Genomic DNA, 17,360 nt, shown 5'->3' on the forward strand with positions numbered 1-17,360 from the left:
GCGTTGGACCCGGCTGGCTTATCGGGCTAGGCGACCGGTGATGCCTCCCGGGCGCACCTGATCAGGTTCGGCTTGCGTGGACGAGCCGTCGCTGGTCGATGACGAGTTCGAGGCGACCGCGCAATGCCGGACGCCGTCACTGGTGCGGTCATTGCCTCGGCCTGGCGGTGTGGGGTTGAGCCCTCCTCTCGTGGTTCGGCGTCGTGCACCGTGACGATGGCGCGGTGACCCGGCGTCGTGGCGACGAGGTGATCGTGCGCGAGTTGGGTGATGGCGCGGTGGGCTGTGCTGGGTGCAACGTGGTAGGTCGCGGCGAGCTCGGCGGTGGAGGGAACTGTTGCCCCGCAGGGGAGACGACCGTTTTCGATGTCGTCGCGGAGGTTATGGGCGATGGTGAGGTAGGAGGTCGGTTGTCCGCGGCGGGTGGTCAACGGGGTCGGTGTGCCGGGCGGGTTGTCGGTGCTGCTGGGCAAGGGGAGTAGGCGGGCCAGGGTGGTGCTGGCGCGTTGGTCGGCTTCGCGGATCCATGCTGAGTAGTACTTGAGGGTGGTGCCGCCGTCGGCGTGGCCGAGTCGTCCTACGACGGTGCGCAGGTCGACTCCGGCTGTGATGAGTTCGGTGGCGTTGAAGTGGCGCAGTTTGTGCCAGCTGGTCGCGATGCCCAGTGCGCGGGTCAGGTGCCGGTACCACTGGGTGACGGTGGCCGGGGGGCGTGGTGTGTGTCCGTCGCGTGCGGGGGAGAAGAGGAATGCGTCGTCGGGCAGGGTGCCGCCGAGTTGTGTTGCTCGTTGTCGGCGGTAGTGGTGGTAGGCGGTGAGCATGGCGATGGTTTTGTGGTCGAGCAGGATGTGGCGGCGGGTGTGGAGTTTGGTGTCCTTCTCCCACAGGGTGGTGCCGAGGTGGGCGATGCTGCGTTCGACGACGAGGAGTCGTCGTGCGGTGTCGAGGTCGGTCCAGCGCAGGGCGCACAGTTCACCGCGGCGTATGCCGCTGGCCATGGCCAGCCACACCATGGGGCCCCAGTCGGGATCGGTCCAGGCCGCGGCCAGGATCCGGGTTGCCTGTTCTCGGCTGGGTGGTCGTGGCCGAGGTGGTCCGGCGGAGGGGGCTCGGGTGTCGACGACGGGGTTGCGGGCGAGCCACTTCCATCGCAGGGCGCTGTGGTAGGCGGCGCCGATGAGGAAATGCAGTTTGCGGACGGTCGAGGCCGCCAGGGGGCGGCAGACGTGCTCACGGGTTTGTCGTCGGCGCCCCGTGGTGTGGCAGTTGTGGTCGCGGCAGCGCCGGAGTTGCGCGTAGCAGTCTTCGAGGGTTTCGGTTGTCAGGTAGCGGATCCGGATGTGGCCGATCATCGGGACGATGTGGGTGGCGGCCAGTTCGGAGTATCGCTGGCGTGTGGTTTCGGTCAGGGAGAGCAGCGCGATGTGCCGGTTGACCAGCCCGGCCACGGTGCTGTCGCCGTGGCCTTGATGGCTGCCGCGGCCGGCGGTGAGGAGCCGTTGACGGGCTTCCTCGATCTCGATGAGCGCGGTCGGGCTGTCGGGGATGGTTTCGCTGGCGTAGCGGGACCGCCCGGTGGACGGGTCGACCCCGGCGTAGACGCGGATCCGCCAGGAGCCGCTGGGCAGTTGTTCGACACTGCCCTGCGCTTGGGACGGACGATGATGTTGGTTGCGTCGGGTGGTGGACGCAGTAGTGGCTTTACTCATAACTTACGTTACTGCCGCATGTGGACGGTCGCGACTTGTCGCAGGTGGACAGTGGGTTCATGTTCGAACACCAGCTGAAGAAGCCTGTCCGTTCAACTTTCGGGATTTCTGGCGGTTCGTGTCCTGGACGACTTAGCGGGTGGATGCCCGGCGTAGGACGCCGGGCATCCACCCTCAAGCACCTACCGGACGGGCTTGGCGCAAGTTAGCATGTGCCACCAGAACGGACCGTAGGTGGTGCAGCTGTAACCGTTGCGCTCGTACCACCACTTCGTGGCCTGCCCGACGACCACCATGAACAGCATCCGAGCCCCGATGACGACGAACCAGGCCGGATCGGCTACGACCGGGTAGGCGGTGTTCTGGCCGTGCTCGACGACCTGGCGCAGCGTGGTTCCCTGCAACTCGAACCGAGTGGGCACCGCGGCACCGTTGGCATCGCGTGCCCACGGCGTGGCGATGGTCGCCGCCGGTTCGCCGGCCGCGTTCAGCACCACGGCTCCTCCGTCGGTCTGCAGGGCGATCTGCCCGCCCTCGGGAACGGTCACGCCGAAGTCGAACGACGTGGGGGCGGAAGGACCGTCGATCGTGATCAGTGCCTGCACACCAGTAGAGGTGGGCTTGACCGCGATGTCGGTCTGGGCCGCAGTCTCGGTGTACACGGTCGTGCCGTCGACCACCACGGCGTTCTCCGCCTCGTGCGCGCCGGGCACGCTCATCGCCATGCTCGCACCGGTCGGAGTGCTCAGGGTGATCTGCTCCGCGGGGTCGGCGGGCACGGTCACGGTCGCGCCGGTGGCGGTGCGGGCAAGGGTGTCTCCCTCCTGGGAGATCTCCACACTCGCCGGGGTCGTGCCGTCGGAAACGGCGGCGACCACCTGAGCGGCCTCGGTGGCCTGCTCGACGACCGACGCATCAGTCACGGTCGTCACCACCGCAGGGTCGTCAACCGTGTCCGCCTGCGCGATGGAGGCGCCGGTCATCGCCAAGGTCACCGAAGCGACAGTGACGCATGCCGTCAGCGCCATGCGACGTCCGGAATAGCCAAGTCGGGAACTCTTGTTCACTGAGCCTTTTTCATCCTGATTCGGATGCCTTGGCGGGCAAGGGATGTGGGCCACAAGCCGAGGATCGTCGGTGTGTCGGTGTGACAGCGGATGAAGCCCTCGGTAGGAGGGCTGTCGACCAAGATCAGTCCTGTTACACCGAGGGCTTCGCATGCTGTTCTACCGTGCCGCACTGCCGTTGTCACATCAGACCCTGACCTTCGTGTCCGGCCTGGTCCGCGCCCATCGTCGGCGGTCGGGCTCGGTATGGCGCAAGCTCAATCCAGGCCAGCAGGCCCTGCTGGCACTGGTGTACCTGCGCAAGGGCGAGACCTTCGCCGAGATCGGCGCCGGGTTCGGCGTCTCCACCACGACCTGCTGGCGCTATGTCAACGAAACCGTCGAACTCCTGGCCGCACGGGCACCGAAGCTGCGGGCCGCACTGCGCACGGCGAAACGACGGGGCCTGGCCTACGTGGTCGTCGACGGCACCCTGATCCCGATCGACCGGATCGCCGCCGACCGACCCTTCTACTCGGGCAAGCACAAGATGCACGGGGTGAACCTGCAGGTGATCGCCTCGCCGGACGGCACGATCCTGTGGGTATCAGGTCAACTGCCGGGTAGCACCCATGACACCGCGGCCGCCCGGATCTGGAACATCCTCGCCGCACTCCGCGACACCGGACTGATCGCCTTGGCCGACAAGGGCTACCACGGGTACGACCAGACCGGCCACCAGGTGATCACCCCGTACAAGGGCCGCAACAAGCCCGAGTCCCAGAAGGACGCCAACCGCGCCCATGCCCGCTTCCGCGGTCCCGGCGAACGTGCTAACGCCCAACTCAAGACCTGGCGCATCCTCCGCAAACTCCGCTGCTGCCCCCGCCGCGCCGGCCGACTGGCCAAAGCCATCCACGTGCTACAGAACTACTCCAAAGCCATCCACGTGCTACAGAACTACGAGGTCACCGCCGGATGAAAAAGGCTCACTATGTTCAACTCCCCTGATCCGGTGCAGCAAATTTTCCTGGGCTGCACATGAGTCGTATCGTCGAACGCTCGCCAAGCGCTACGCAATATTGTGAACGAATGCAAGTACCTCGTCGCTGAGTGGTGGCAGCTTGATGTTCAAAATCGAAATCTTCTAATAGTGGTCAGAATGTGGACAGTTTGTTTCGATTTATTGACAGAAGCTTGCGAGACGGTCGAGAGGGCTTCGTGGCCATCGCGCGCTGGCGGCGCTCATCACGGGTGCGTCGTCATTGGGACATGACGGCACTCAAGGCAGAGCAGCGTGACGCAATCTGTTTGGTTGGTCCCGCCTCGTCGTCGCAACCTCCGGCCTCGTCCTGGTGTCGGAATGGCATACCGATCCAGGGCAGGTCGTCACCACTCGATCGACACTGACGGTCTCGACAACACACGCCCACTTGAGGTACGACGATCGACAGTGGTGCGGTCTGGAGTGGTTTGTACGTCAATCTCGACGTCGGTTCTCCGGTAACAGCGACATCACCGCATTCCGGAGCATCGCAGCATTGGTAAATTTCGACGTCATTTCCGGTGTGGGACATGGTTGTCGGGTCCGCTTGTCCTGGACATTCCGCCATGTCGTAGCCACTGGTCCCAGTGGAGCGCCTGCAGCGCAGAGAGGGCCAACGGCCTGGATCAGCAGCGAGCAGCGGCGACAATCGGCTGTGAGGACGGGCCCCGTGTCGTCGGATTCTACGAATATTGATCATGCTCGGTGCCCACCAGCGCCGTCCGGTTTTGTGAGCAGGTGTCGTCAGAGTTCACCAGTACAGCCATCCGAGCCCGTCGCCGCCGATCTTTACGCGATCCTTACGGCTCACATGCCCGGCCTTTACAAGTACAGGACACGCCCACGGGTTGACTTCGGCTTGTGAACGGTCTGGCCCCTTCGGGGCACTTGGTGTTGTTGGCCGGGTATGGCGGCGCTGACCGATGGCCGCACGTGGGCGCAGCGGCGGCGCGGCGAGCAGCTCGTGCACTTCGGTAGCGACGTCGTCGAGAGCGACAGCGCGGACAAGACCGGCTCAGTCTGCAGCCCTCTGGAGCGAGCGGATCGGCTACGAGCCAGTGCCCGGTGACCTCGGCACATCCTGATTCATGGCGACGTCCCCGCAGATCTCGGCCACGGCGGCGACCGGGCTTGTGATCACCCCTGTTGGCTCTGAGCGCGCCGGGTGGACAGTCACCGGGTACTTGCCGGGGATACCGACTCTGTGTCCGTGCGTTCGGCACGGTGATTACCGACTGGAGATGTGGCATGACCGATACACCTGAGTTCGCGGTGCCGGCACGGGTGGACAGCCCGGTGCGGCGTGCGGCGCCGTCGAGCGGACTCGGCCGGTGGTTGTTGCAGCACCGGGTGCAACCCGTGGTGGGGCCGGAGAGCAGTGACGAGCACACCACGCCCCAGTCATGGTGGAAGGTCATGTGCTTGACCGGGGTGGACTACTTCTCCACCCTGTCCTACCTGCCCGGTATCGCCGCGCTGGCAGCCGGGGCGCTCTCGCCGCTGGCTACGTTGCTGATCGTCGCGTTGACTCTGTTCGGCATGCTGCCGATGTACCGGCGGGTCGCCAGGGAAAGCCCGCACGGACAGGGTTCGGTGGCGATACTGGAGAACCTGCTGCCCTTCTGGCGGGGCAAGGTGTTCGTGCTGGTGCTACTGGGGTTCGTGGCCACCTCCTGGATCATCACCATCACCCTGTCCTCGGCCGATGCCACCGTGCACGCCGTGGAGAACCCGCACGCTCCCGCTTTCCTGCACGGGCACGAAGTGCTCGTCACCGTCGTGCTGCTGCTGATCCTCGGCGCGGTGTTCCTGCTCGGGTTCAGCGAGGCCGTCGGTGTGGCCATCCCGTTGGTGGCGGTGTTCCTGGTGCTCAACGCCGTGGTCGTCGTGGCCGGTGTCATGCAGGTGCTGGCCGAACCGGTCGCGTTGGATCGGTGGGTCGAGGCGTTGACCACCGGCGGCGGTGGGCTCACCGGAGTGATCGGTCCGGCGATCCTGGCCTTCCCGCTGCTGGTGCTGGGACTCTCGGGATTCGAGACCGGGGTGAGCATGATGCCCCTGGTCGCCGCGGACGGTTCCACCGCGGAGCAACGGTTGGACAACCGCGTCCGCAACACCCGCAAGCTGCTCACCGCCGCCGCGGTGATCATGTCGGTCTACCTGATCGCGACCAGCTTCGTGTCCACCGTGCTGATCCCCGCCGAGCAGTTCCAGCCCGGCGGCGAAGCCAACGGCCGTGCCCTGGCGTTCCTGGCCCACGAACTGCTTGGCGAGTGGGTCGGTACCGCCTATGACATCAGCAGCATCCTGATCCTGTGGTTCGCGGGCGCCTCGGCGATGGCCGGGTTGATTAACATTGTTCCGCGGTACCTGCCCTCGTACGGCATGGCGCCGGAGTGGTCGCGCGCCGTGCGGCCGGTCGTGCTGGTCTACACCGCGATCTGCATCGCGGTCACGATCGTCTTCAACGCCGACGTCAACGCCCAAGCCGGCGCCTATGCCACCGGCATCCTGGCGATGATGGTCTCCGCGTCGGTCGCCGTGGCCATCTCCGCCGCTCGCCGCCGTCAGCGCAAGGCGACTATCGCGTTCACCGTGCTGACCCTGATCCTGCTCTACGCGTTGGTCGAGAACGTGATCGAGAAGCCCGACGGCATCACCATCTCGTTCTTCTTCATCCTCGGCATCATCGCCATCTCACTGGTGTCACGCGTCTCCCGGACCACCGAGCTGCGGGTGGAGCACATCGAGTTCGACGACGACGCCCGCCGGTTCATCACCGACTCCATCGCCTGCGACGGCAACCTGACCATCATCGCCAACCGTCGCCAAGCCGGCGATGCCGAGGAGTACCGCGCCAAGGAGACCGAACAACGCGGCATGAACCCGGTCCCAGGCACGGCCGACGTGCTGTTCCTCGAGATCGACGTGATCGACCCCTCCGGATTCAGCGAAGCCCTACACGTTCGAGGGGTGCAGGTCGACGGATATCGCGTCCTGCGCGCGAGCAGTCCGGCGGCGCCCAACGCCATCGCGGCGATCCTGCTGGCGTTGCGCGATGCCACCGGGGTACGCCCGCACTGCCACTTCGAGTGGAGCGAAGGCAACCCTCTGGGGCACCTGCTGCGCTACCTGCTGCTCGGCCGCGGTGATACCGCGCCGGTCGTGCGGGAGATCATCCGCACCAGCGAACCCGACCCGGACCGACGGCCGGGCATCCACGTCGGCGGCTGAACCCGCAGTCTGACCCCGAACGGTCCGAGAGGATCACGAGAACTCGACTCGCACTGCGGGAGTGGGTACCGCCGCGGCGGCCTGATGTTGCCGTCCTTCGATCTGGGCGGCATCCGGTTGTCTCGGCTACCGCCCGGACTTGTCTCCTTGCAGACACATGAAGGAGCACTCTCATGGTCGCGCACACGTCTGCAGACTGCTCGACGCAAACGGAGGGCAGGAGCGGAGTGACGGCCGCGATTTCCGGTTGCGCCCCAACGCCTGACCATCCCGAGGTACGGAGGTTGCGATGGGGGTGATTTCCCTGTCCGGCTTGGTGTTGCACCGGATGTTCAAACGAAACCGGTGTCTGTAGCGATCACGTCGGTCGAAGGCTGGTTCATCGGGGTCGAGGGATCGACGCCACGGGTTCGTGATCGCCGGTGAGCACGAAAGCGTTGCCGGGGACTGCTCCGGTTCATCGTGCCTGGCTACGTGCTGGAAGACCCGTCGTTGGCGAGGGGGTACGACGAGCGCGGCGGCGCGGAGGCCTGTGTGAGCAAGCTCGACGGGCGCACGGTCAAGGAGTTGCTGCCGCCCAGGGAGAATCGCTACGAGCTGCCCAGGGTGTCCGGGGAGCCACCGTCATCGAGTGCGCCGCCACCATGACGCGGCTGCGCACCCCTTTGCTGCTGGTGAGCGACAAGGACACGATCCACGCGTCGTCACCGCCTCGCACCTGCTGGAGGTCATCCTGGCGGCGGGGGAGCTCACCGCTTGAGCCTGAGCCACCTGTGGTTGCGCTACTTCGTGCTGGCCTGCAACATCGCGCTCACCGTGCCCAGCCCGGAGATATGGGCCATGACCAGGTCACCCTCGCTCACCGGCGCTGCCGGGCCCAGGGCACCGGTGAGCACGACCTGGCCTTTCACCAGCGGTGCGGTCGTCGACTTCGCGTATCGCCGCAGTGCTTCCACCGGATCACCCAGGCACTCCGGGCCCGAGCGCTGGGCCACGACCTCGCCTCCCCGCGTCATGACCATCCACGCAACGGCAGGGGCGAAGGCGTCCAGCGGAATCCGGGCGAAGCCCAAGACGAGCAGTTCACCGGACGCGTCGCCATCGACGCGCGAGCCGTCGGACACCACCAGCGCGGGTGAGACGTGAGCGACGGCCACAGCAAGATCGGGATCCGCGGCGTCCTCAGCCAGGACGACGGCGATCTCCACGGTGATCATCGGCCCTGTTGTCGGGATCGGTTGTTCTTCGGCCACCGGGCGCTCCTAGTCGAGTAGGTGGTCGTCGGATTCGCGTGCGTCCGGTGCGCCGACCGGCCAGGACTGCACCGCACGCAGCCCCAGCGCCACCAGGAGGAAGACACCGATCAACACGAGCGCGCAAGTCAAGTCGTCCACGGGCTCAGCCTGATCCCTTCCTGCCCAGCGGACACCGTTTCGCACGAACTCTTGACGTGGAAGCCGAATACGTTGACGCCATGGTGACGACGACCGCCGAGGCGCGTCCAACGGGCCGATGTGGAAGCGTAAGCGGCACACCACGGAATCGGTGCGCCGCCGCAGCGCGCGCGAGTACAGCGCCGCGCTGGTTCCGCAGCACTCGTTGCCACACGTGTTCGGGCTCGACCTCGGCGATGAGCACGAACACCCGCTGCTTCGGCACACCCACGGTGTAGGCCGGCAACTCGCGGAAACGTCGACGTCAACGCGGCCACGCCTGCCGCCGCCGCCACGTTCAGCACGTGGTGGTTGTGACGCACACACACCATCGCGTGGCGGTAGAGATCAGGGACGCGTCAATATTCGCGCCCCCGGTGTGCGGAACGTGGCAAGGCACCTTCCACCGCGGGCGTGCACGGACTGCACTGGACACATACGCACGTCACCCCCGATGCCCGGTGGCTTCGGATTCCCCCTCGGTGCGGTCCTCGGCGTCACCGCCACCGCACTCGCCGTCACCGTCGGCGCGACCGGCCAGCCGATTCTCTCGGTGCTAGCGCTCGTCGCGGTCGTCGACCTCATCGCCCTGCTGTCCTCCGTCGGCGCGACCCTGGCCACCGCTGTCGTCTGCTGGTGCCTGCACGCCGGATTCGTGCTCGGCAGACACGGTGAACTGGCGTTCACCCCGCAGTCGCGCGGCGACGCCGCCGTACTCCTGCTGTGCGCCCTGACAGGGCTCGCCCTGGCCTCCACCATCAGGGCCACCCGTGCCACTGTGCCCGAGGAGGAGTACGACCGGAACGTCCTGTCCATTCCCGTGCAGCGAACATCGACCGCGGGCAGGCTCGTCGGCAACGTGCCGTCGGCGTGACGACGATTCACAGCCGGTGGGTCACCCGTGGGTCAGTTCATTGAGTTGCTCGCGGGCAGCGGTGTGGCCCTGGGGCGGCAAGGCGGCGCAACTCCTCCAGGTCTTCCAACTCGGTCGCGAGTTCGACCAGTTGGTCGGTGGCGGTGGAGTTTCCTTTGTCGGACAGTCGCCGCAACTCGTTGCGATCGCCTCGCTCACCGGCGAGTTGGACGCGTTCGTCGGCAGCGGTCGCGTTGCCCTGGTCGGCCAGTCGTCGCAGCTCATCCATGTCACCGAGTTCACCCGCGAGCTGGATGAGCTCGTCGACCGCGTCCTTGTCGCCGTTGCCGGCGCGTTCCCGCAACGCGGACATGTCGCAGTCGGTCATGATGAAACCTTCCCAGCGGGTCGGAGCGGCGGGCGAAACCCATGCTAGAAGGTCCGCGTGACGCCTGCTGTCTCATGAGGACGGTCGTTGGACAACGTGCTCACTCGCGACACCATCCAATCCAGCGCCTCGGCGAGGAGTTCCTCACGTAGTTGCACGGTGTCGTCGCGAACATCGTCAGCGGAAGTCGTATCGAGCACGTCTCGCATTCAATGGCGTCCGAGTGGTCGCAGGCGTCGATGACGCGAGCGGCCGGGCACCGCAGGGCCGCGGAGTCCGGGTTCAAGCCGTCGCTGCCGCCGTGACCCGCATGATCCAACCCGAACTGTGGGCTACCCCCTGTTCCGACCGTTCAGCGACGTCGACACCGCGATCAGCACGAGCCCGACCATGTCCTCGGGGCGCGATGCGGCGTAGAACACCCTGAGGACATGGTCGGTCGGCGCACCGAACCGACTGGGCCCTGTCGGCTGCACATCACCGTCACGTGGACCTGCGGGCCGCCTGACCGCAGGTGGAGGCCAGCTCACGTACGGCCTGGGCGACCGCGGGGGAGTCGTTGCGCAGGATCTTGCTGTGGTTGCTCGCGACCTTCGCGCTCACCTTGAGGTTCGGGTTGCCGGCGAGCAGCGGTTCGAGCACGGTCCGCCCCTGGTCCATTTCCCCTCCCTGGGTCCCGAGGCTGTCACCTGTTGCCAGGACGAACCGCACGGGGCAGGTCATACGGTCGAGGACCGGCACGCTGGCGGCGGCGATCTCGTTGAGCTCGATGTTGACCTCGGCGTGCTGGTCGGCCGTCATCCGCGCGGCCAATCCCAGCCGGGCGGCGATCGGAAACAACAACCGCATCCGGCGGAACAGCTTCCGGATCCGCTCCTGACCGGCCTTTCCGGTCAGGCCGATCGGAAAGGCGTCCACGGTCACCACCCCCAGGACGCGGTCCGGATTCCGGTCGGCCCAGTGCCAGGCCAGGATGCCCCCATAGGACCAGCCCACCACCAGCGGCCGGTCCACACCCCTCGCCGTGAGGACGGCGTCCAGGTCCCGGATGCACGCCTCGAACGAATAGTCCGCCGAGCGCTTGGACTTGCCGCGGGCACGCTCGTCGTAGGTGATGTGCCGGTAGTCGCTGCCGAGGTCGGCAACGACCCGCCGCCAGTGCGTCTGGTCGGCATAGGCGCCGTTGAGGTAGACCACCGGGCGTCCGCGGCCGCCGGTGTCGCGCACGTACAGCGCGGTGTCGTCGACCGACACCATGCCGGTCCAGGCTGAAGGTGTGATGGCCATGATTTCCTTTCTTCCTGTCACCGTCGAGGTGCGCACCCGTGCATCTCGACAGGCTTCTCGGACTTTCCGGGTCGGTAGGCAGTCTCCTGGTCTATAACGTCCAGCACGGTCTTGTCTCGGCCTGTTTGGCGCAGCCCGGCGGCCACGAACGCTGAACTGATCGCGGCAGCCTTGATCGCCCACCATTCGAAGGCAGGACCGCCACCGTGCTGACGAAACGGAGTCGCTGGGCAACGTGACCATGATCCGCAATGAAATACGAGATGCGGACTCGATTTCGCACTGGTATCGAACGAACGATCAAGGGTTAACGCGAAGTGTTCAGCGCGGTGGAAAATTCCAGCCTGGTGGCGGGATGTGCGCTTCTCGGCGGCGGCTCTACACAGACCGGGGCTATGACATCCCGGTGGTCAAGGCACCCGCCGGTGCACTCGGGCAGCAGGAACTACTTCTCGGCCGTGCCAGGTTCCCTGCCGATGGACTCCTGGTAGACGTCCGCGTAGGTGCGCGAATCCTTGAGGAGGTCGTCGCAGAAAGCGGCGACGTCGTCGCCGATGAGCTGCAGGACTCCCTTGCCGGCCGCGACGCCCTCTTCGAAGAAGTCGACGATCCCTGAGAGCAGCGTCCCGTTATACAGGTCGATCGGTCCGACCTTGAAGATGTACCGCTGCATCTCCTGGTAGACGATCCGGTAGTCTGGCGGGAGCGCCTTGACCCGCGCCAGGTGCGCCCGCCACTGCTTCTTGCCCTCGATGATGTCCCGAATGCCCACGTCAGCCCCCTAGTCGGCTCAATTTCCTCGCGACGTTCCTGTTCAACTGCTCGCGCCACCGGTCGCGATAGGTCCGAGCTCCTTCTCCGCCGGCCAGCGCCGCGCAGAAGCCCCGGATGTCATCACCCAGCACCTCGTGGATGCCCAGCCCGTCAGCCGCTGCTTCTTCGAGCAGTCCCAGGGCACCGTCGAGGATCGGCATCAGGTTGCGACCGGTGAAGTCCCCGTAGGGGAAGAGATGACCGATGACCTCTCCCCACGCCGCTCGATAATCGGCAGGCAATACCTCGGCCCTGGCCGCGAAAGCTTTCCACTCCCTGGTGAGATCGCTGCCCGTGATGGTCTCCCAGAAGTTCATCTCCCGCTCCCTTTGAGCTTGTCGATCCGTGAGGTGATGTACTCCCACTTCACCCAGAACGTCGCGAGTTGTTCGCGTCCGGCGTCGTTGAGCGCGTAGAACTTCCGCGGTGGGCCCACCTCGGACGGTCGTTTCGCCACCTGGACGAGCCCGTTCTTCTCCAGTCGAAGCAGGATGGTGTAGACCGTCCCCTCGACGACGTCGGTGAAACCGAGATCGTTCAGCCGACGCGTGATGGCGTACCCGTAGGTCTCGTCGCTGCCGATGATCTCCAGCACGCAGCCCTCCAGCGTGCCCTTCAGCATCTCCGTCAGATCGTCCATCGTGAGCCCTCTTCGATCTCCCGGTACTCGGTGCTACCGGGTACCGCTACAACGTACCACCGAGTACCGGCCTTGCCCAGTGGCGACTGCTCCGGTCGTGCGTGGGGCGGCAGTGGCCCTGGCAAGCGGTGATACAGGGGGCGCCGACCTGCTGCGGAGGTTGGAGGGCCCGTTACCGCGCCGGAAGCCGTGATCGTCGACCAGCTTGGGTGCCGCTGTGAATGGGAGCGTGTCGAACTCGCCCGCCGGGTCGGTGCCCGGCACGACCCGATCCCACGTCTGATCGAGACCGCTTCGCCCGACGCTGTGATCCACATCGATAGTCACGAGCTGGACCCGGTGCCGACCTGCATTACGGGGTGGATGGCTGCTCGTCGACGCCGCGCACGCGATGAGCCCAGGATCGCGGCCAAGGTGTCAGGCGGTCCATCGAAGACGCCGCCGGCCTGTCCGCCACGCTCGTGGGCGAGCCGGCAGTCGGCGCCGCATGACGCCGCTACGACGTCGACCGCCGGGCCACGCGCAATCCACTGCTGCGGCGCTCGCAAAGAGGGTTACCGGGCACCTCGAAGGCTGACCATCGGGCGATGGTCACATGATTCGGATGACGGCCGCGCCCTTGTGTCGCCACGGCATTACTGCCGATGGCAACCCTCCTGACGACGGCAGCCGCGCCCTATCCACCCAATCCACCCTGAACTGGCAACGGCCCGGCGGCACATCACACGGTCGAACGCCTGTGCTGGAGGCGGATCACTTGCCGGTGCTGCGTTCGGCGCGCCAGCGGTCGATGACGGCGGGCAGTTCGTGCATGACGTGGGCGTAGAAGTCGCGCATGGTCGCCAGGCGTCGACCGGCGATGCTGTCTTCACCGGCGGCCTCGATGCCCTTGTCTGCCGCGTCCTGCATCATCTGCACGACCGTGTTCTGGGTGGACATCAACGTGGCCCAGCCCTCGTCGGGGACGCGGAAGTGTTCGCGGCGGCTGCCCGGCGCCGGCACGCGTTCGATCAGGCCGACGCCGATGAGGGACTTGATGGCGGTCGACACCGAACCGGCGCTGATCGCGAGTCGTTCGGAGATATCGCCCGCGGTGACGGTGTCCTGCTCGGCGAACAGGAACGCCGCGAGAACGCGTGCGGTCATCCGTTGCAGACCGCTCTGGGTCAGCATCAGTGCGAGCTGTTCGGCCGCGTCGGCGGTGTCGGACATGCATCTCCCTCGATCGTCTTGACGCGATCCTAACAGTTTTAAGTGTTTGGAAATTTGCGAACACTCAGTACAGTCTAGAAGCGTGGAATCGGTCATCCGGCTCGACCAGCTCACCAAGACCTACAGGCATCGCCGCGGCCTCGCGAGCCTGTCGCTCGACATCGCCCGCGGCGAGGTGTTCGGCTACCTCGGCCCCAACGGCGCGGGAAAGTCGACGACCATCCGGATGCTGGTCGATCTGATCCGCCCGACCAGCGGGACGGTGCGCGTGCTCGGGTTGGACCCGCGGTCGGACGCGGTCGCCGTGCAGCGGCGAATCGGCTACCTGGCGGGTGACTTCGTGGTCGACACCCGGCAGACCGTCGACGACTGCCTGACGTTCCTGGCGAACCTGCACGGCGGTATCTCCCGTGCCCGGATCACCGGACTGGCCGAACGGCTCGATCTCGACCTCGGCGCACGCATCAAGGCGCTGTCGAAGGGCAACCGGCAGAAAGTGGGTCTGGTGCAGGCGTTCATGCATCAGCCGGAACTGCTCATCCTCGACGAACCCACCTCCGGGCTGGACCCGTTGGTGCAGCAGACGTTCCTGCGGTTGGTCGCCGAGGCCAAGGCGGCGGGGCAGACGGTCTTCATGTCCTCGCACATCATGAGCGAGGTCGAACGCGTCGCCGACCGGGTCGGGATCATCCGCGACGGCCGTCTGGTCACCGTGGACAGCGTCGCCGCCCTGCGTCACCGCGCGGTCCGCCGCGTGCGGATCACGTTCGCCACTCCGGTACCCACCGCGGACTTCGACGCGCTGCCGAACGTCACGGACCTGACCATTGTGGACACGGTTCTGGACTGCCGGGTGCACGGCAGCCCGGACGCGCTGGTCAAGCACGCCGCACGGCACACGATCGTCGACTTGCTCAGCGAGGAACCCGACCTGGAGGAACTGTTCCTCACCTACTACGAAGGACACGACAGTGTTGCTGCGTAACGTGTTCACCAAGACCGTCCGGGACGGCCGACGGGCGCTGAGCGCGTGGGCGCTGGGCACCGCCGCGGTCGCCGCGATGTACGCGAGCTTCTATCCGCAACTGGCCGGTGGTGCGATGACCGACGTCCTGGCCACCTTCCCCCAAGCGCTGCGGGACGCGTTCCGGCTCGACGACATCTCCTCGGCCGCCGGGTACCTGCAGTCCACCACGTTCGGGTTGCTCGTTCCGCTGCTGATCACGATGTACGGGATCGCCACCGGCACCCGTGCCCTCGCGGGTGACGAGGAGGCCGGTCACCTCGACGTGCTGATCACCCACCCGGTCAGCCGCACCCGCCTGCTGGTGCACCGCTTCGCCGCCCTGGCCACCGGCGCGACCGTGATCGCGGGTGTGGTGTTCGCCGTGATGCTCGCCATCCGGTCGGGTGCCCGGCTCGACACCGTGTTGATCGGCGGGTTCGCCGGTCAATGTCTCAACGCAGCCTTACTCGCCATGACGTTCGGCGCGCTGGCCATCGCGCTGGGAGCGGCAGGCGCCGGGCGCGGCCTGGTACTCGGCGTGAGCGCCGGGATCGGCGTGCTGGCCTACGCGGCCAACACTTTCGGCGCCCAGTTGGGCGTCGGGTGGGCCCGCGACCTGTCGCCGTTTCACCACTACCTCGGGGGTGAGCCGTTGAGGAACGGCGTGCAGTGGGTTGACGCGGGGATCCTCGCGGCCATGACCGCGGTCCTGCTCGCCGTGGGTGTGTGGTCCTTCAACCGACGCGACCTGACCTGACCTGACCTGACCTGACCTGACCTGACCTGACCTGACCTGACCTGACCTGACCTGACAAGGGAGACACACCGATGAAGGTCTTGATCATGACGCTCGGGACGCGGGGCGATGTCCAACCGTTCGTCGCACTGGGGCGGGGACTGCTGGCCGCGGGCCACGAGGTGGTGCTCACCGCACCGCACCGGTTCGCCGGCTTCGTCGCTGGGCACGGCGTGCCGTTCGCCGGCGTGGACGACGGCCCGATGCGATTGATGGACGACCCGGCCAACGCGGGCACGGTGATCGAAGGTGGGATACGCGCCCGGCTACGGCAGGCGCGGACCATGCCGTCGATGTTCACCCAGGTGCTGCAGGACTGCTGGACCGTCGCCTCGCAGGGTGCGGGAGCCGGCGCGGATGTGGTGGTGCACAACGGTCAGATCCTCGCCGGGCAGCACGTCGCCGAGGCGCTGGGTGTTCCGGCGGTGCTGGCGCTGCCGATCCCCCTGTACGTGCCGACCAGGCAATTCCCCTGGCCGGGGGTGACCTTTCCGGGGTGGCTGCCCGCGATCGCCCATCGCGCCACCTACCTCGGGATGACCGCCCCGGCCGTGATGTTCGGCCGAGTCGTCGACCGATGGCGCGAACACGCACTCGGCCTACCGCGTCGTCGCGGACGACACGATCCGCTGCGCGGCCCCGACAACGGCCCCACTCCGGTCCTGCACGCCTTCAGCCCCGCCGTGCTGCCCCCGCCGCCGGACTGGCCGGACTCGGTGACCACCACCGGGTACTGGGTCCTTCCAGCGTCGGGCGACGGGCTGCCGGACCGTGTCGAGGATTTCCTGGCTGCCGGTGACCCGCCGGTGTTCGTCGGGTTCGGCTCGATGTCGGGCCGTGACCCGCGGCGCAGCACCGCCGAGGTCCTGGAGGCCGCCCGTCGAACCGGGACACGTCTGGTCATCGGTACCGGATGGGGTGGGCTGTCCGACAGTACGCCAGGGGACGACGTTCTGGTCGTGGACGAGGTCGACTACCAGCGGTTGTTTCCCCGTGTCGCCGCCGTGGTCCACCACGGTGGTGCCGGTACCTCCGGCGCCGCGTTCGCCGCCGGACGTCCGCAAGTGGTGTGCCCGTTCGCCGTCGACCAGCCGTTCTGGGCCCGGCTGGCCCAGCAACGTGGCGTCGCGCCCACACCTGTGCCGCAACGCCACCTCACCGCCTCCAGGCTCGCCACCGCCATCACCACCGTGACCGGAGATCCGGACATGGCGCGAACAGCGGAGCAACTGGGCCGCAGCGTGCGGGCCGAGAACGGGGTATCGGTCGCCGTGGCCGCCCTGGAGCGCATCACGTCGGCATATCAGCCGACCTGATCCGCAACCGTTTCGCGGTTGTCATACGTGCGATGTGGCTGCCCTGACCGTCGTCGGTATCAACGGGTCGACAAGCCCTCGCGGCCATCAGCCTCGGTCCTGCGGGCCGAACGACCGTTCGCAGACCGCACTGTTCTGTGGCCAGGTCAATGCTTCACGATCAGGGTGGTGCAGGCCTGGACGAGCGGATCGAGCTACCGATCTTGATCGGCTTGGTGAGACCGGACGTCTGGACCGCAGGGTCCTTGCTCATCCCTCCGCCGCGGGACGTACCGAACCCGCGGGTCCTCTTCGTTGCTGGTGCCGTCAGCACACGTCGTACCACCGGATACTCGGCGGTCTGCGCTGCGCGGTCGCCCACGACACTCCTCGGGGAGAGATTGGAAACGACTGACGCCGACCTGCGTTGCGTAACCCGCCTTCAATGATCAGGGCTGGACGAACCACGAGCCACCGAACACACTGGCGCGATGCCGACCGTGTACAAGAGCCCACGGGGTGAACGCGCGGTGCGGCGGTGGTGTGCGGAAACCTTGGCACGCGCGTACTTCCCCCTCACCCACACGACCGTGGACACCAGCG

General features: G+C 66.7%; 16 protein-coding genes. 6 read left to right on the forward strand and 10 right to left on the reverse strand.

All coding sequences use genetic code 11. The features are described from left to right. Nucleotides 1–26 precede the first annotated feature (26 nt). Both AC156L_RS20225 and AC156L_RS20230 read right to left on the reverse strand, forming a co-directional pair. The gene (locus AC156L_RS20225) at nucleotides 27–1,709 is read right to left on the reverse strand and encodes a tyrosine-type recombinase/integrase (RefSeq protein WP_484407165.1); all 1,683 of its coding nucleotides are present in this window, start codon (nucleotides 1,707–1,709) and stop codon (nucleotides 27–29) included. Nucleotides 1,710–1,891: 182 nt separating this feature from the next. Further along, on the reverse strand, nucleotides 1,892–2,737 hold the full coding sequence (locus AC156L_RS20230; protein ID WP_330874014.1) for a hypothetical protein: 846 nt from the start codon (nucleotides 2,735–2,737) through the stop codon (nucleotides 1,892–1,894). 190 nt (nucleotides 2,738–2,927) lie between these two features. Here AC156L_RS20230 and AC156L_RS20235 point away from each other — a divergent pair, with 190 nt between their 5' ends. Further along, nucleotides 2,928–3,737, forward strand: coding sequence for a transposase family protein (locus tag AC156L_RS20235; protein ID WP_330874013.1), 810 nt, complete (start codon nucleotides 2,928–2,930; stop codon nucleotides 3,735–3,737). 1,311 nt (nucleotides 3,738–5,048) lie between these two features. Further along, on the forward strand, nucleotides 5,049–7,034 hold the full coding sequence (locus AC156L_RS20240; protein WP_330874012.1) for an amino acid transporter: 1,986 nt from the start codon (nucleotides 5,049–5,051) through the stop codon (nucleotides 7,032–7,034). 782 nt (nucleotides 7,035–7,816) lie between these two features. Here the strand turns inward: AC156L_RS20240 and AC156L_RS20245 are convergent. Continuing rightward, complete coding sequence (locus tag AC156L_RS20245) at nucleotides 7,817–8,287, reverse strand: fumarylacetoacetate hydrolase family protein (RefSeq protein WP_330874011.1); 471 nt, start codon at nucleotides 8,285–8,287, stop codon at nucleotides 7,817–7,819. 9 nt (nucleotides 8,288–8,296) lie between these two features. Continuing rightward, on the reverse strand, nucleotides 8,297–8,428 hold the full coding sequence (locus AC156L_RS20250; protein ID WP_330874010.1) for a hypothetical protein: 132 nt from the start codon (nucleotides 8,426–8,428) through the stop codon (nucleotides 8,297–8,299). A 493-nt stretch (nucleotides 8,429–8,921) separates the two neighbouring features. On the opposite strand from AC156L_RS20250, the gene AC156L_RS20255 reads away from it, so the two are divergent. Beyond that, nucleotides 8,922–9,341: a hypothetical protein gene (locus AC156L_RS20255; RefSeq protein ID WP_330874009.1), complete on the forward strand. Its 420-nt coding sequence runs from the start codon at nucleotides 8,922–8,924 to the stop codon at nucleotides 9,339–9,341. A 37-nt stretch (nucleotides 9,342–9,378) separates the two neighbouring features. Here the strand turns inward: AC156L_RS20255 and AC156L_RS20260 are convergent, their stop codons facing one another. From AC156L_RS20260 to AC156L_RS20285, 6 genes are all read right to left on the reverse strand, one after another. Then, nucleotides 9,379–9,708, reverse strand: a complete 330-nt coding sequence (locus tag AC156L_RS20260; protein WP_330874008.1) for a hypothetical protein — start codon at nucleotides 9,706–9,708, stop codon at nucleotides 9,379–9,381. A gap of 483 nt (nucleotides 9,709–10,191) precedes the next feature. Further along, on the reverse strand, nucleotides 10,192–11,031 hold the full coding sequence (locus AC156L_RS20265; protein WP_330874007.1) for an alpha/beta fold hydrolase: 840 nt from the start codon (nucleotides 11,029–11,031) through the stop codon (nucleotides 10,192–10,194). Between the two features lie 409 nt (nucleotides 11,032–11,440). Continuing rightward, nucleotides 11,441–11,767, reverse strand: coding sequence for a DUF1048 domain-containing protein (locus AC156L_RS20270; protein WP_330874006.1), 327 nt, complete (start codon nucleotides 11,765–11,767; stop codon nucleotides 11,441–11,443). Nucleotide 11,768: 1 nt separating this feature from the next. Beyond that, nucleotides 11,769–12,125 (reverse strand): DUF1048 domain-containing protein, encoded by a 357-nt coding sequence (locus AC156L_RS20275; protein WP_330874005.1) that lies wholly within the window; start codon nucleotides 12,123–12,125, stop codon nucleotides 11,769–11,771. Beyond that, nucleotides 12,122–12,448 (reverse strand): PadR family transcriptional regulator, encoded by a 327-nt coding sequence (locus AC156L_RS20280; protein ID WP_330874004.1) that lies wholly within the window; start codon nucleotides 12,446–12,448, stop codon nucleotides 12,122–12,124. Before AC156L_RS20280 ends, AC156L_RS20275 begins: the two co-directional genes overlap by 4 nt. Nucleotides 12,449–13,201: 753 nt before the next feature. Further along, nucleotides 13,202–13,660 (reverse strand): GbsR/MarR family transcriptional regulator, encoded by a 459-nt coding sequence (locus AC156L_RS20285; RefSeq protein ID WP_330874003.1) that lies wholly within the window; start codon nucleotides 13,658–13,660, stop codon nucleotides 13,202–13,204. A gap of 46 nt (nucleotides 13,661–13,706) precedes the next feature. On the opposite strand from AC156L_RS20285, the gene AC156L_RS20290 reads away from it, so the two are divergent. From AC156L_RS20290 to AC156L_RS20300, 3 genes are all read left to right on the forward strand, one after another. After that, entirely contained in the window at nucleotides 13,707–14,645 is a 939-nt protein-coding gene (locus tag AC156L_RS20290) for an ABC transporter ATP-binding protein (protein ID WP_330874002.1), read from the forward strand. Next, on the forward strand, nucleotides 14,632–15,423 hold the full coding sequence (locus tag AC156L_RS20295; RefSeq protein ID WP_330874001.1) for an ABC transporter permease subunit: 792 nt from the start codon (nucleotides 14,632–14,634) through the stop codon (nucleotides 15,421–15,423). The genes AC156L_RS20290 and AC156L_RS20295 overlap by 14 nt, the downstream gene beginning before the upstream one ends. 71 nt (nucleotides 15,424–15,494) lie before the next feature. Then, entirely contained in the window at nucleotides 15,495–16,778 is a 1,284-nt protein-coding gene (locus AC156L_RS20300) for a glycosyltransferase (RefSeq protein WP_330874000.1), read from the forward strand. Nucleotides 16,779–17,360: the final 582 nt, after the last annotated feature.

Source organism: Umezawaea sp. (assembly GCF_057122925.1).